Raw genomic sequence first — 14,489 nt, forward strand, 5'->3', positions numbered from 1 at the left:
TCAGATTCTGCGCGCCATAACCGGGTAAAGACCCCGCGGCAGAATCGTTGGAAGGGAGTTCAACGTATGTTGCCGATTCAAACCCCTCGCTCACTCCACACCTAGTTCCCCATCGCAGCGACACCCTGAAAAACGAGCACCGCGCCCGCCCGCGCGACTGCCCGACTTCGCGATTCGGAAAGCCTGGAGTGGTCATGAAGCCAGTTTTACCCCCCACCGCCGCACTCACGCTGGCCCTGTTGGCCGGCACTGCCTCCGCTCAGGACGACAGCACCCTGTCCACCGTGGTGGTCACCGGCAACCGTGGCGCCGAGCAGCGCACCGTCACCAGCAGCCCGGTGCCGATCGATGTGGTCAGCGCCAGGCAACTGCAAAGCACCGGCAAGCCCGGCTTGATGGAAGCCTTGAGCGCGGTGATCCCGTCGCTGACCCTGCCGGAAAAAACCGGCTGGGACGCCAGCGGCATTGCCCGTGCGCCCAACCTGCGGGGCTTGAGTGCTGCCGAAGTGCTGGTGCTGGTCAACGGCAAACGCCGCCACACCAGCGCCACGTTGAACATCAATGGCATCAACACCGGCGCGGCGCCGGCTGACCTGGATCTGATCCCCATCAGCGCCATCGACCATGTGGAAGTGCTGCGCGATGGCGCTGCCGCCCAGTACGGCTCGGATGCCATCGCCGGGGTCATCAATGTGATCCTCAAGGCCGATACCAGCGGCACCGCCGTCACCAACGTCGGCCAGGGCTACGACGGCAAGAAGCAAACCGTGCAGCAAAGCCTCAACAAGGGTTTTGAAATCGGCAACGGCGGCGTCGTGCAATTGGCCCTGGATGCCCGCAGCCAGAATGACGACAACAAAGCCAGCGCCAACGGCTACACCTATGAGCAAGCCTACAACCAGGCCGGCAGGGCTACCTACGGCGGTTACGGCACGCCCAAGACCAACCTGCTGACCCTGGGCTACAACGCCGAGCTGCCGATTGATGACAGCCTGAGCCTGTATTCCTTCACCACCTACTCGCGACGCAAGGCCGAGCAGGGCCAGAACTACCGCCTGCCGACCATCACCAACACCATCACCACCGGGCCGAATGGCTACCCGGCCGGGTACACACCCACCTGGTCCATCGACGAAGATGATTTTCAGGCCGCGTTCGGCGGCAAAGGCACCGTCGGCGCGTGGGACTGGGACTTGTCCACCACCTACGGGCGCAACGAGGCGGAGCAGGGCACCACCCACAACCAGAACCCGTCGCTGGGCGAGTACACGCCCAACCGCTTTACCTCCGGCACCTGGATTTCCACCGAGCTGACCACCAACCTCGACTTCAAGCGTGGCTTTGATGTGGGCCTGCAAAAACCGTTGGACCTGTCCTACGGTTTCGAGCATCGGCGCGACACCTATGAGGTGCAGGCCGGTGACTACGCGTCCTATGCCAATGGCGGCTACTGCGTGGCGCCGGGCAACTGCGCGTCATCCGGGGCGCAAGTCACCAACGGCATTTCGCCGGACGAAGAAAGCAGCGCCTCGCGCAACAGCCTCGCCAGCTACGTCGATGTGGGCTTCAACCCGCTGCCGGACTGGTACATCGGCACGGCCTTTCGCTACGAGCATTACAACGAAGGCGTCGGCGCCACCCGCAGCGGCAAGCTGACCACGCGCTACGATTTCACCCCGCAATTTGCCGTGCGCGCCACCGTCAGCAATGGCTTTCGCGCGCCGTCCCTGGCCAACAGCCTGTTCAGTGCGCGCTCCACCACCTATGGCGTGGTCGACGGCGTGTATCAGTCGATCAACTACGGCGTATTGCCGGTGGGTTCGGCGGCGGCCAAGGCCCTCGGCGCCCAGGAGTTGAAGCCCGAGCGCTCGACCAACTTCAGCCTGGGTTTCACCCTCACGCCCACCGACCGCCTGAACTTCACCGCCGATGCCTACGTGATCAACCTGCGCGACCGCATCACCCTGACCGGCACCTTGCTTGGCCCTGAAGTTACCCAGGTACTGCAAGGCAACGGCATCAACTCCACCTCCGGCGGCCAGTACTTTATCAACGGCGCCGACACCCGCACCAAGGGCGTGGATCTGGTCAGCAACTACAACCAGGACCTTGGCCCGTTCGGCGCCTTGAAGTGGACTGCGGCGTTCAACTGGAACCAGACCAAGATCCTCAACTACAAGGCCTCCACCGACATCCTCGGCACGCCCTATGACCTGATGGACCGCCAGGCCCGTGGCCTGATCACCGATGTGCAGCCCAAGACCAAACTCATCCTCGGCGGCGACTGGAGCATCGACCGCTTCAACCTCAACCTGGCCCTGACCCGTTACGGTTCTTACAAAGAGGTCAACGTCTCTGCCGACCGCAGCCTCGACCGCGTCTACAGCGCCAAATGGATCACCGACCTCGACCTTGGCTACAACCTCACCAAAGCCCTGAACATCGCCGTCGGCGCCAAGAACCTGTTCGACCTTTACCCCAAGAAACAAGGCGTGCCGAGCAGCACCATGCTCGCCAGCTACGGCACGTATTCGCCCTACGGTTTTACCGGCGGGTACTACTACACCCGGCTGACTTACGCCTTTTAAGGCCGCAACCCGCGAGGAATAGAACATGCCCATTGTCGCCAAATCCTATGACCTGATCGACGAGGTCAGCCCGGTTCGTCAACGCCGCGTTGCAACGCCGATCAAGGCCCTGCAAGTGGTTCCCGCCCGCCACCCGTGGCGCTGGGCCGGGTCGATCTTTGCCGCGCTGGTGCTGCTCGCCATCGTGCACTCGCTGGCCACCAACCCGCGTTGGGAGTGGGGCGTGTTCGGCCAGTGGTTCTTTTCTGCCTCGGTGCTGCGCGGCCTCGGCCAGACGCTGCTGCTGACGCTGCTCAGTACCGTGTTCAGCATCCTCTTCGGCACTGCATTGGCGCTGGCACGGCTGTCGGGCTCGCCATTGCTGGCGGCGTTGGCCTGGGGCTATATCTGGTTTTTCCGCTCGATGCCGGCGCTGCTGGTGCTGATCATCCTCTACAACTTTGCCTACCTGTATGACCACATCGTGCTCGGCGTACCGTTCACCAGTGTGGTGTTCGCCGAGTGGTCGACCGTGGATGTGCTCAGCCAATTCACTGTGGCGGTGTTGGGCCTGAGCCTGATGCAGGCCGCCTACGCGGCGGAGATCATTCGCGGCGGTTTGATTGGCGTGGACGCCGGTCAGCATGAAGCGGCGGCGGCCCTTGGTTTGCCGGCTTCGCGACGGATTTTTCGCATCATCCTGCCCCAGGCGCTGCGCTCGATCCTGCCATCGGGGTTCAACGAAATCATCGGTTTGGTCAAGGGCACGTCCATCGTCTACGTGCTGGCCTTGCCGGAGCTGTTCTACACCGTGCAGGTCATCTACAACCGCACCCAGGCGGTGATCCCGCTGCTGGTGGTGGCGACCGTGTGGTACCTGATCATCACCACGGTGCTGACCAGCGCCCAGTACTACGTCGAGCGCCACTTTGCGCGCGGTACGGCGCGGGTGCTGCCGCCCACACCGCTGCAACGCCTGCGCGGCTGGCTCAAGGAGAAAACCCATGGCTGAAGCACGCGCCGGGCGCATTCAGATCCAGGGCGTGGGCAAACGCTTTGGCAACCAGCAGGTGTTGAAAGACATCGACCTGACCATCGACCCCGGCAAGGTCACGGTGATTCTCGGGCCGTCCGGCTCGGGCAAATCCACCTTGCTGCGCACCATCAACCACCTGGAAAAAATCGACAGCGGGCACATCACCATCGACGGTGAATACGTCGGCTATCGGCGCAAGGGTGGCCTGCTTTACGAATTAAAAGAACGCGAGATTCTCAAGCGCCGCATCGACGTGGGTTTTGTGTTCCAGAACTTCAACCTGTTCCCGCACCTCACCGCCTGGGAAAACATCGCCGAAGCACCGCTGGCCCACAAGCGCTGGAGCAAGGCCGAGGCGCAGGCCAGGGCCTGCGAGCTGCTGGCCAAGGTCGGCCTGGCCGACAAACTCGATGCCTACCCACGCCAGCTCTCCGGCGGTCAGCAACAGCGCGTGGCCATCGCCCGTGCCCTGGCGCTGGCCCCCAAAGTGCTGCTGTTCGATGAACCTACCTCTGCCCTCGACCCGGAACTGGTGGGCGAAGTACTCGACGTGATCAAGGGCCTGACCCAACTGGGCGTGACCCTGGTGATCGTCACCCACGAAATCGGGTTTGCCCGTGAGGTGGCCGACCACGTGGTGTTCCTGTGTGACGGCCAACTGATCGAAGAAGGCCCGCCCGAACAGATGTTTCGCCAACCCCGACATCCCCGCACCGTGGCCTTTCTGGGCAAGGTGCTTTAGTTCAAGGAGTGACTGCCCATGTTCATCAATACTGCCCGCGTGGCCTTGCTGACGCTTGCCGTGAGTACCGCGCAACAGGTTTTTGCCGTGCAACAGGTGGATTTCAGCCCCGATCGGGTGCGCATCCATGTGCCGCGCAATGAAGCGGCGATCGCGCAGATCCCGCCGGGCTTCAAGTTCGCCCAGCCTGGCAAATTCACCGTCGCCGTGTCCGGCGTGGCCGGGCCGCCGCTGGCGTTGTTGGCCAACGACGACAAGACCACCATCGGCAGCGAAGCCGATACCGCGCAGTTGGTGGCCGACAGCCTTGGCCTGCAACTCAATGTGGTGCAAACCAGTTGGGAGGACTGGCCCTTGGGCGTCAGCTCCGGCAAGTACGACGCGGTGATCAGCAACGTCACCGTGACCGAGGCGCGCAAGAAGCGTTTTGACTTCGCCACCTATCGCCAGGATGTGCTCGGCTTTTACGTCAAGAGCACCAACAACATCACCGAGATCAAACAGGCCGCCGACATCGCCGGGCTGAAGATCATCGTCGGCTCCGGCACCAACCAGGAGAAGGTCCTGCTGGCCTGGAACGAGGCCAATGAAAAGGCCGGTATCAAGCCTGCGCTCCTGCAATACATCGACGACCAGGCCGCCGCGCAACTGGCGGTGCAGTCCGGTCGCAGCGATGCGCTGTTCGGGCCCAACTCGGTGTATGCCTACTCGGCGGCGGTCACCGGTGGCATCAAACTGGTGGGCACGGTGAACGGCGGCTGGCCGTTGAAGGCGGATATTGCCGTGACCACCCGCAAGGACAACGGCCTGATCCAGCCGATCCACACCGCCCTGCAAGGCGCGATTGCCGGCGGCCAATACGAACAGGTGCTGCAACGCTGGGGCCTGAACGTCGAGCGCGTCGACACCTCGCTGATCAACCCACCGGGCCTGCCGGACTAGGAGAATCGACATGGGACTGACACGCCGTGAAGCGCTGTCGAGCATCGCCGCTGTAGGCGGTGAAAAGGCCGTCAAGGATGCACTGGCCGTATTGGGGTTGGGGCCGTCGTCACATCGACGGCCGCAGCCGCTGAAACTCAAGCCTGGTCTGGGGCAGGGTACCCGCGTGCTGGTGCTGGGCGCCGGGATCGCCGGGTTGGTGACGGCACTGGAGCTGAGCCGCGCCGGCTTCAGCGTGCAAGTACTGGAGGCCCGCAACCGCGTGGGCGGGCGCACCTGGACCCTGCGTAATGGCGACCGCGTGGACTACAAGGACGGCCGCACGCAAACCGTAGCGTTTGATAAAGGCCTGTATTTCAACGCCGGCCCCGCCAGGATTCCGAGCCAGCACCGTACGATTCTCGACTATTGCAGCGAACTGGGTGTGCCACTGGAAGTGCTGGTCAACAGCAGCCACGGCGCCCAGGTGCGACCCGATCTGCAACAGTCGGCGTTTACCGTCGGCCAGGCGATCAATGACACGCGCGGGCATCTGTCCGGCTTGCTGGCCAAAGCCGTACAGCGCGATGCCCTCGATGATGTGTTGAGCAGTGAAGAGCGCACGCGTTTGCTGGCGTTCTTGCAGGTGTATGGCGACCTGTCCCAGGAATTGGCCTTTGAAGGCAGTCTGCGCTCCGGCCACCTGGAGTCGCCTGCCCACCCCGGCGCGCTGCCCGCCAGCCGCAGCCCGCTGGGGCCGGGCCGGCTGCTGCATCCGGAGTTGTGGGGCGCGTTATTGCACACCGAATTCCCGGAATTTTCCGCCACCATGTTCCAACCCGTCGGTGGCATGGACCGCATCACCGACGCCTTCTACCAACGCGTGCGCGAGCACGTGCAACTGGGCGCCCAGGTGCGGCAGATTCGCCAGCTTGAAGACGGCGTGGCGGTGACCTACCACGACCAGCACAGCGGCCGCGAACAGGTGGTGCGCGCCGATTACCTGGTCTCGACCTTGCCGTTGCCGCTGCTGGCCAAACTCGATACCGACTTCAGCGACCCGGTCAAAGCCGCCTTGCTCAGCACCCGCAGTGATCAGGCGACCAAAGTGGCGTGGCAATCGCCGCGCTTCTGGGAAACCGACTACCGCACCTATGGCGGCCTGTCGTGGATCGAACACCCGGCGCGCCTGCTGTGGTACCCGAGCAACGACCTCAACACCCGCGACGGCTTGTTGGTGGCTGGCTACGTGACCGGGGAGGGCGCCGACGTGTTTGGCGCCAAGCCGTTCGACCAGCAATACGCCACGTCCAAAGAAGCCGTGGAGCTGCTGCATCCGGGTTATTCAAAACACCTGCGCCACCCGCTGGCGGTGTCCTGGGAGCAGATCCCCTACAGCGAAGGCCCATGGTTGCAACGCGAACACTTCCCGGCCGATGCCAGTGCCTTGCTCGAGCAGGCCCACGGCCGCGTGTACTTCGCCGGCGACGGTCTGGTGCAAAGCGGTGTGGGCATCTGGCAGGAATCGGCAGCCAACTCGGCGCGCCATGTGATTGCGCAACTGGCTGAGCGCGTTACCCAACAACAACAGCGTGCGGCACTCGCCGCCTCCTGAGGACACTACCATGAGCGACAGCATTCAACGCACCAGCGTCGGCGATTTTCCCATCTCGCAAACCGTCACCGTACCGGCCTCGGCCAGCCTGATTTTCGTCAGCGGCACCTTGCCCGATCTGGTCGACCCGAACGTGCCAGGGATTTACGGCAACACCGAAGTGCAGACGGTGTCGGTGTTCAACAAACTGCGCAAGATCCTCCAGCAGCAAGACCTGGACCTGGGCGATATCGTGCAATTGCGCGTGTTTCTGGTGGGGGCCGAAGAGACCGATGGCAAGCTCGACTTCGCCGGGTTCCAACGTGGTTACACGCAGTTCTTCGCCACGCCCGAGCAGCCGAACAAACCCACGCGCACGGCGTTGCAGGTGGTGGCATTGCCGTTGCCGGGAGCGCTGGTGGAAGTGGAGGCGATTGCGGCCAGAACAGCCTGACCCGTTATCCAGGAGGACTGAGCGTATGGTGGCCAGTAGGCTTGTGAACAGAACATCTGAACACATCCAGCCTCGGTGACGATTGGCCGCTGCCCTTACCCCCATCAACGGCCATGGCTGCTTGAGATTGCTGGCCACAGCTCGTAGCAACGCTGATATTTTGAGAAATATCCTACATCCATAGAGGATTAGTCATTCCCGTTTTTGCAAGGCGTTTTTAGACAATCGTTGACTCCACCGTCAACGAGCCCACGGCAATGATGAGCCAGCCTTTACGCATTATGATCCTTGGGGATCATGCCTCTCAGCGCGCTATCGTGGTCAGTCTGTTCAGACGGCTGGGGCATGCGGTGCTCGAAGCGACACATGCCATTGAAGCCCTGGCCATTCTCGAAAGCGTGGGTGGGGTGGATGTCGTGCTGTGCGACTTGTCCATGTCCGACATGGATGGTCTGGAGTTTTTGCAACATGCTGCGCAACGAGGGTGGCTGCATGGCGTGATTGTCAGCGGCCACCAGCCGCCCGGAATCAACCAGGCCCTGCAACAGTTCACCCGCTTGCTCGGCGTGCGTTTGCTGGGCCATGTCGACAAGCTGGCGACCCTCAATCAGCTCGAAGAGGTCGTGCATCGTCATCAGCCTGTTGGGGACGTAGCGCCTGCGATTTCGCCTGAGCTGCCATTGTTTACTCAAACGCAGGTGTGCGATGCATTAGCGGCCGGCCAGCTGCACGCGTACTACCAACCCAAATTCAGCCTGTGGACCCAGGAGATGGTCGGCGTGGAAGTGTTGAGCCGCTGGCAGCACCCGCTTTACGGTCTGTTACCCGCAATGGCCTTCATGCCGGTGCTGGAGCGTGGCGGGATGCTCGACGACTTGTTGTTTGCGCAGATGCACCAGGCCTTGACCCTGCAACAACACGTCAGGGCAAGCGACATGGCCTTGAACCTGGCGTTCAACCTGCACGCTCAGCAACTGGCTCAGGGCGGGTTGAGCCGCAAGATCGAAGACGTCATGGCGACGTTCAAGGTGCCGCACGCCAGCGTGACGTTCGAGCTGACCGAAAGCGGCCTGCTGGAAGCCTCGGCTAGCAGCCTGGCGTGCCTGATGCGTTTGCGCTTGCTCGGTTGCAACCTGTCCCTGGATGACTTCGGCGCCGGGTATTCATCCTTGCAACGCCTGTGTCAGCTGCCGTTCAACGAGATCAAGCTGGATGCCGAGTTTGTGCGCGGCATGACCGCCGACCCACGTTGCCGCGCAGTGATCCACAGCACCCTGGCGCTGGGCGACAGCCTGGGCATGACCGTGGTGGTGGAAGGCATCGAAACCCGGGAGCAACAGCGGCAATTGCTGGCGATGGGCTGCAGGGTGGGCCAGGGCTACGTGTATGCGCAGGCGATGAGTGGCGAGCAGTTGTTGTGGCGGTTGCAGAACGTGGCTTGATGGGTGTTGAGCGAATGCAGATGGTGGGTGGCTCACCACCATTTCCAGCGGCCTTGTTTTTTCAGGGTGGCGATGATGTCTTCGCGCTTGCGGCGGATTTCCACCATCTTGTGGCGCAGTTCGCGGCAGCGGTTGCTGTTGAGGATCAGCAGGCCGGTCAGTGGGCTAAGAAGGGTCATGGAGTAGAGGTGGAAGTTGGGGCGGTACGCGATGGCGGGAAGTGATACCAGCAGACATATGAGGTATATCGCGACGTTTAGCCAGACCCAGTGTATGCGGCCGTACAGCACTTGGTATTTGGCAATGGCATAGACAGCGCCAAGCCCGGTCGCGCTGAAAAAAAATGGCTTGGTCGCAAAGCTTATGGGGTACGACGAAAGGTAAGTGAGCATTGTCAGGGTAGCCGTCAATGCTATCGAGGCGCATGCGACGAGAAGGTCGGCACTGATTACCGGCGTGTACCGTTTGATGATTTGCCAAGGGTTTTCAATGAAAACAGTTGAGCAATACTCGTTTTTTACTTCGCCCTTTTCGGTCACGGGTTGACCTCCTCGTAGACGCCGACTGCCAACGTCTTGAGATTTCCGTTGGTTGCACTGCTGGTAAAGCTGAGCGATGCAGCCAACACATCCATGATGTGGGTAGCAGTTGCATGCTGCATTTGCGTAGCGCTGATACGTTTGGAAAGTTTGCCGTTAGCTTTTTCCAACTTAAGCAGTCTGCTCGTTAACCTTGGGTCACGGATCTTGAGCAACTCATTATTCAACTTTGCCCGCTCTTGCCGAGTCAGGCCTTTGAGCACCTGGCGAATGGGTTTCCCTGTTACCTGGGTAGTTGTAATGATGGCTTTCACGGTGACCAACATCGAAGTTGCAACGCCCAGTAGCGCTACACCATCCAGTACTGCCGTCGCGTCTTGATACCAGGGTTCGCTATCTAAATAGTCATTAAACTCAGGGAATGCAGCTTCTGACGCAATTCGCAGAGCGCCGGCGATACACTGAACCGTACCCGCTGCCGCTGCAGCCTGGCCGATAACCGTGATCACCGCACTCGTCCCCGCCGTGAATGGCATCAACATCACACCACTCGTAACCACAGCCCAACTCAATAACGCCCCCGCACAAGTGATCGTCGTGTTTAGTGCCTCAGCCACCAAACGGGACTCGCGAGGCTCATGCTCCAACATCCGCTTGAACTCCACCGGCCCCACATACTTCGGCGCCTCACGCAGCACGACCTTGATCGGTCGCACACTGCAAATCGCCTGAAACTCGCGCAGTACCACCACGTTAAACATGTCATCGATATACACCACCGCCGCGCCAATCAGCGCCGGGTCGCTATCAATGGCAAAGAACAACTTACGCAGATCGATGCTGCTTTCAATCCGCTGACGCGTGGTGCGGTGGGCCGAAGGGAATCCATCTTTAAGCAGGGAAGCCGTCATCCTTAACTCCTGTTTTTGCGGGAGTCGAGAGCGTAAAGATGAGGAGGTGGCGCTGAATGTCGGAAGGTTCGCCATTTCACGTCGGGTGCGTCTCTAACCGGCGTTAGCGTCTTGCGTGCACCGCGGCGGCTGAGGAAAAGTGCGCCCCACGTTACTACCGACGTATACCAAGGCAGGGAGCAAACATGGCAGTCGATATGTTTTTGAAGCTGGGTGATATCAAGGGCGAATCAAGGGACCAGGCCCATCGCGACGAGATCGACATCACCCAATGGGCATGGGGCATGTCGCAGTCGGGGTCGATGCACAGCGGTACGGGCGGCGGTGCGGGCAAGGTCAATATTGCCAACCTGAATCTGACCAAACCGCTGGATAAATCCAGCCCCAACCTGATGATGGCCTGCGCCAGCGGCAAGCATTACCCCGAGGCCAGGTTGGTGGTACGCAAGGCCGGCGGTGCCAGCCCGGTGGAGTATCTGGTGATTACCCTGAAGGAAGTCATGGTGGTGTCCTACAGCACGAATGCTGAACACACCACCGACGTCGTGCATGACCGCTTCGCCCTCAATTTCGCCAGCGTCGACGTCAGCTACCAGCCGCAGAAAGCCGACGGCGCCAAGGACGGCGGGCCGGTGAAGTTTGGCTGGAACATTCGGCAGAACATCAAAGCCTGAGCCCCAGCCAGCCTCCTATTCTTCCAACTGCAATGCCTGCTGTTTGAACCTGCGTTTTTGTTCAAACGGCAATTTCTCATCATCCCCATACGGCGAGCTGTACCAGTTGCCGTAACTCGGGTTCGGCAGCAAAAACCAGCGCTGGCCCAGCCAGCTCACATAGGGTTCCACCGCTTTGCGTTGGGCGGCGAGGGTGTTGTGTTCGGCCTGCACGAAATCACCCAGCGAGTCACCGGCCATCAGCAATACGCGGGCATGGCCGGCGACCCACTGGCGGCGACACGTCTTGCCGTAGCCGGCGCTTTCGCAGTGGCCGGTAGGCGTGCTGGCGGCCAGGACCTGCGTGTCGCTGGTCACCGGAAAACCGCGCAGGCGCAGGTTGGCGACGGTGGCCGCGACCTGGCTGTGTTCGCGGTTGGTGAGGTAGTAAACCTTGATGCCTTTTTGCTCGGCGGCGTGCAGGAAAGCCACTGCGCCCGGCAATGCCTGGGCCTTGGCCTGGTCGACCCAGGTGTTCCAGCGATCGTAGGAATAGATTTGATTATTGATGATATCGCGCGCGTTCAGCGGCACGTTGTCCAGCAGGGTTTCGTCGATATCCATCACCACCGCTGGAGGCAAGCCGTTCAGATTGCGGGGTGGAAAGGGCAGGGCATCCCAGGTCGGATCGGCCAGGGCCACGTCGAGTTGGCGGGTGGCATTGGCGAACAGCTGGCGGTAGATCAACTCGTGTTCGATGGAGGTCTGGGTCCAGAGCACGGCGTCGAGTTGGTCGTTGGCCGGCGGGGTCTGCTGGCAGCCAGTCAGGGCGGTGGTCAGCAGGCAGACGCTGGCGAAAATCAGGTGGCGCATGGGATGTCTCTGAGGTGGACGCGTGTGGGCAGCACCTTAGCCTAATCAGGCTATACATCAATCCCGAAGGTGGGAGCTGGCTTGCCTGCGATAGCATCAACTCGGTGTACCTGACACACCGAGTTGATGCTATCGCAGGCAAGCCAGCTCCCACAGAAAAGCAAACAAGCCACCACCCACTAAGGCCCACACACCAACGCCTGCCGCTCATAGTTCAGCGCCTTGTTCTGCGGCGCCAACGCATAGCGTGCACTGCAACGCTGCTCGCCCCACTTGATGATCAGCGTGCCCTGATCCTGTTCCACCAGCGCCAGCGCATTCCCGTTCGGGTCCGCAATCGCCAGTTGCTTGCCCGCCGAGTCCTCCAGCGAAGTCCCGAACGACAACGGTTTGTGCTGCGCATCAAACAACTCAAACAACACCCGTCGCCCGGTGGTGCCGCTGTAACGCGCCACCACGATAGCGCCACGGCGCGGCACCAGCTGCTGGGTGGCGTTGGTGATCTCCACATCGCCGCCCAGGTCGCGGGTGTCCAGGCTGATCCAGTTCACCCGGTAAGGTTGCGCCGTGGGGATCACCGCATAGCCGTTGTAGCCGGTCTCGACGCCGCTGTAGCTGCCGATTTTAGCCCCCGAGATACCCGGCACTTCGGCCAGGGCGAAGGTTTCGCTGACGGTCTGCCCCAGGTTGATGCCGCCTGCGTGGGCAACCACTGAACCCGCGAGGTTAAGGTTCTGCGAGTTGTAGCCCTGGCCCTGGCTGTAACCCAGGCTCACATCCGCCATGGAGGTGCGGCTGTTGATATTCACCGAGCCGGAGTCGCCACTCGCATCGCTATGGCCCGCCTGCACCGAATAGAAGGTGTCGCTGGTATCGGCGACGTAACCGTTGATACCGGCTTGTGTGGTGGTGTCGCCATGCTGATGGCTGGTGGTGACAAAGGCTCGTGGCGCACGGGCCTGGCTGCCCAGTGGGAACGAGACGGACAGGTTCACCTGGGTGTCGCTGCTGGGCTCGCCATAGGTGACGATTTGCTGGGTGCGCGTCACGCCAAGGTTGTAGCTCAGGTCGCCCCAGTTACCGGTGTAACCGGCAGACAAACTGCGCGAACCGTCACGGTTCCAGTAGCGCTGGTCGCTGGCATTGACGTACAGGCTGCCGAACTGGCTGTTACGCCCCAGGCTCTGGTTGATGGTCAGGTCGGTACGGGTTTTCGAGTGGCCGGTGCGCACGCGCACGTCTTCACTGTTGTCTTCCACGTGGTCGGTGAGGGTGCGGTAGCCCTCGGTGGAATAACGGTAGGCGGCCAGGGTGAAGTTGGTGTCAGTGCCGGCAAAGGTCTTTGCGTACAACGCCCGCACGCTGCTGCCCTGGTGGGTTTGCCCGCGGGCCTTGCTGGACGAATGCGTGGTGTCCAGGGAAAAGGCGCCGAACGCGGTGTTCCTGCCGGCGCCGATCGACAGCGCACTGTAGTCCTCGCTGGCTTGCAGGCCGACGATGCCGCTGAGGTTGCTGGTCAAGCCATACGCCAGCGTACCGCTGAGAAAACGCGGGCTGCCCAGGCCGTCGGCATTGCTTTTGAACGTGCCCGCCGAGAGGCTGTACTTGACCTGACCTTCACGCACCATGATCGGCAAACTGGAGAATGCCTGCATCGTCACCCGCCGGCTGCCGTCGGCTTCGATCACGGTGATTTGCAAGTCGCCGTTGGAGCCGCTGGGGTAGATGTCGTTGATCTCGAACGGGCCGGGCGCGACGTTGGCGGTGTAAAGGATGTAGTCGTTCTGGCGGATCTCTACGGTCGCGTTGGTCTGCGCCACGCCACGGATCACCGGCGCGTAGCCGCGCTCGCTGTCGGCGCGCATGCCGTCGTCGGAGGCCAGTTTGAGGCCGCGATAGCGCACGCTGTCGAACAGGTCGGTGTCGGAGAAAATCTCACCGGCGCTGAACTGGCCCTTGATCGCGGTCATGTCGTGCTGGACGTAGGTGCGGTTGCTGGTGAAGGTGTTCGAGCGGTCGGTGCCGCTGCTCATGTTCGATTCGTTGCGCAGGCGCCAGGCGCCCAGGTTGATGCCGTTGCGCAGCCCGAGGTTATTGGCGATGCGGGTTTTATAGTCGCCGGCGGTGCGGCTGCTGTTGAGCTGGTAGTTGATGAACGCGGCCGGCACGCCGTCGTCCCACAACTGCGGGTCGACATACCCGCGCAGGCCGCGCTGCATGGCCACTTGCGGAATGCTCGCCAACAGGCGCAGGCGGCTGCTGTCGTAACGCACGCTGGCGTCTTCGATCATGTCCGCGAGGGCATAGCACGCCTGCGGTTGCTGCGGGTCGAGTTTGCCTTCGGCTTGCAAACGGCTCATGTCGACGCCCAGCTGCTTGAGCAGGTCGAGGGTCAGGCAGGCTTCGACCCGGCCGTTTTTCGGGTTGCGCTTGAAGTCGATATCACGGCGGCCCACCAGCACTTCGTTGCTGTACAGGTCGACCCGGTAATTGCCCGGCAGCACGCTGTTGGCCGAGAGCAGTTGCTGCAAATCGACCGGCGACTGCGAGCCCTGCAGGAACGTGGTGTTGAAGCTTTGCGCAGCGTCATCGGCCACCGCCCAGGTCGGCAGGCTGGCAGCCATCGCGAGCGACAGCGTCTTCAACTTCAGTACGCCACGTGCGGGCCTGTTGCTGGAAAGAAAAGACATGCGAGGACCTATGACATCCCTGATTGACGGACAGCCGGGCACGCAAACACGCACGCGAAGTGAGCCT

12 protein-coding genes are annotated in these 14,489 nt (G+C 61.7%); 8 read left to right on the plus strand and 4 right to left on the minus strand.

The features are described 5' to 3' along the window. Positions 1 to 194 precede the first annotated feature (194 nt). The 7 genes from AOA59_RS11675 (at position 195) to AOA59_RS11705 (ending at position 8,756) form a co-directional block, all read left to right on the plus strand. Positions 195 to 2,588: a TonB-dependent siderophore receptor gene (locus AOA59_RS11675; RefSeq protein WP_099487436.1), complete on the plus strand. Its 2,394-nt coding sequence runs from the start codon at positions 195 to 197 to the stop codon at positions 2,586 to 2,588. A 25-nt stretch (positions 2,589 to 2,613) separates the two neighbouring features. Continuing rightward, the gene (locus tag AOA59_RS11680; RefSeq protein ID WP_056861288.1) at positions 2,614 to 3,579 is read left to right on the plus strand and encodes an amino acid ABC transporter permease; all 966 of its coding nucleotides are present in this window, start codon (positions 2,614 to 2,616) and stop codon (positions 3,577 to 3,579) included. After that, the gene (locus AOA59_RS11685) at positions 3,572 to 4,345 is read left to right on the plus strand and encodes an amino acid ABC transporter ATP-binding protein (RefSeq protein ID WP_099487437.1); all 774 of its coding nucleotides are present in this window, start codon (positions 3,572 to 3,574) and stop codon (positions 4,343 to 4,345) included. Before AOA59_RS11680 ends, AOA59_RS11685 begins: the two co-directional genes overlap by 8 nt. Positions 4,346 to 4,363: 18 nt before the next feature. Beyond that, positions 4,364 to 5,287, plus strand: a complete 924-nt coding sequence (locus tag AOA59_RS11690; protein ID WP_099487439.1) for an ABC transporter substrate-binding protein — start codon at positions 4,364 to 4,366, stop codon at positions 5,285 to 5,287. 10 nt (positions 5,288 to 5,297) lie between these two features. Beyond that, a complete protein-coding gene (locus AOA59_RS11695) occupies positions 5,298 to 6,881 on the plus strand; it encodes an FAD-dependent oxidoreductase (protein WP_099487441.1) in 1,584 nt (527 codons plus the stop codon). Between the two features lie 10 nt (positions 6,882 to 6,891). Then, on the plus strand, positions 6,892 to 7,314 hold the full coding sequence (locus AOA59_RS11700) for a RidA family protein (protein ID WP_099487443.1): 423 nt from the start codon (positions 6,892 to 6,894) through the stop codon (positions 7,312 to 7,314). Positions 7,315 to 7,595: 281 nt separating this feature from the next. Beyond that, positions 7,596 to 8,756 carry an EAL domain-containing protein gene (locus tag AOA59_RS11705; protein WP_256593045.1) on the plus strand — a complete coding sequence of 387 codons (1,161 nt, stop codon included), beginning with the start codon at positions 7,596 to 7,598 and terminating at the stop codon, positions 8,754 to 8,756. Positions 8,757 to 8,788: 32 nt separating this feature from the next. On the opposite strand, the gene AOA59_RS11710 is transcribed toward AOA59_RS11705, so the two are convergent. Continuing rightward, positions 8,789 to 9,295: a hypothetical protein gene (locus AOA59_RS11710; RefSeq protein WP_178076259.1), complete on the minus strand. Its 507-nt coding sequence runs from the start codon at positions 9,293 to 9,295 to the stop codon at positions 8,789 to 8,791. After that, positions 9,292 to 10,206: an NAD synthetase gene (locus AOA59_RS11715; RefSeq protein ID WP_099487447.1), complete on the minus strand. Its 915-nt coding sequence runs from the start codon at positions 10,204 to 10,206 to the stop codon at positions 9,292 to 9,294. The genes AOA59_RS11710 and AOA59_RS11715 overlap by 4 nt, the downstream gene beginning before the upstream one ends. 185 nt (positions 10,207 to 10,391) lie before the next feature. On the opposite strand from AOA59_RS11715, the gene AOA59_RS11720 reads away from it, so the two are divergent. Beyond that, the gene (locus AOA59_RS11720; RefSeq protein WP_099487449.1) at positions 10,392 to 10,880 is read left to right on the plus strand and encodes a type VI secretion system tube protein Hcp; all 489 of its coding nucleotides are present in this window, start codon (positions 10,392 to 10,394) and stop codon (positions 10,878 to 10,880) included. A 15-nt stretch (positions 10,881 to 10,895) separates the two neighbouring features. Here the strand turns inward: AOA59_RS11720 and AOA59_RS11725 are convergent, their stop codons facing one another. Together AOA59_RS11725 and AOA59_RS11730 are read right to left on the minus strand one after the other, a co-directional pair. After that, positions 10,896 to 11,732, minus strand: a complete 837-nt coding sequence (locus tag AOA59_RS11725; RefSeq protein WP_099487450.1) for a 5'-nucleotidase, lipoprotein e(P4) family — start codon at positions 11,730 to 11,732, stop codon at positions 10,896 to 10,898. A 179-nt stretch (positions 11,733 to 11,911) separates the two neighbouring features. Then, a complete protein-coding gene (locus AOA59_RS11730) occupies positions 11,912 to 14,422 on the minus strand; it encodes a fimbria/pilus outer membrane usher protein (RefSeq protein WP_099487452.1) in 2,511 nt (836 codons plus the stop codon). Positions 14,423 to 14,489 lie beyond the last annotated feature (67 nt).

This window comes from Pseudomonas sp. 2822-15 (assembly GCF_002742515.1).
Taxonomy (GTDB): domain Bacteria; phylum Pseudomonadota; class Gammaproteobacteria; order Pseudomonadales; family Pseudomonadaceae; genus Aquipseudomonas; species Aquipseudomonas salomonii.

Coding starts and splice junctions, on each gene's coding strand:
- AOA59_RS11725 (WP_099487450.1), bottom strand. CDS start 11,732: ATGCGCCACCTGATTTTCGCCAGCGTCTGCCTGCTGACCACCGCCCTG.
- AOA59_RS11720 (WP_099487449.1), top strand. CDS start 10,392: ATGGCAGTCGATATGTTTTTGAAGCTGGGTGATATCAAGGGCGAATCA.
- AOA59_RS11705 (WP_256593045.1), top strand. CDS start 7,596: ATGATCCTTGGGGATCATGCCTCTCAGCGCGCTATCGTGGTCAGTCTG.
- AOA59_RS11680 (WP_056861288.1), top strand. CDS start 2,614: ATGCCCATTGTCGCCAAATCCTATGACCTGATCGACGAGGTCAGCCCG.
- AOA59_RS11675 (WP_099487436.1), top strand. CDS start 195: ATGAAGCCAGTTTTACCCCCCACCGCCGCACTCACGCTGGCCCTGTTG.
- AOA59_RS11690 (WP_099487439.1), top strand. CDS start 4,364: ATGTTCATCAATACTGCCCGCGTGGCCTTGCTGACGCTTGCCGTGAGT.
- AOA59_RS11695 (WP_099487441.1), top strand. CDS start 5,298: ATGGGACTGACACGCCGTGAAGCGCTGTCGAGCATCGCCGCTGTAGGC.
- AOA59_RS11715 (WP_099487447.1), bottom strand. CDS start 10,206: ATGACGGCTTCCCTGCTTAAAGATGGATTCCCTTCGGCCCACCGCACC.
- AOA59_RS11730 (WP_099487452.1), bottom strand. CDS start 14,422: ATGTCTTTTCTTTCCAGCAACAGGCCCGCACGTGGCGTACTGAAGTTG.
- AOA59_RS11685 (WP_099487437.1), top strand. CDS start 3,572: ATGGCTGAAGCACGCGCCGGGCGCATTCAGATCCAGGGCGTGGGCAAA.
- AOA59_RS11700 (WP_099487443.1), top strand. CDS start 6,892: ATGAGCGACAGCATTCAACGCACCAGCGTCGGCGATTTTCCCATCTCG.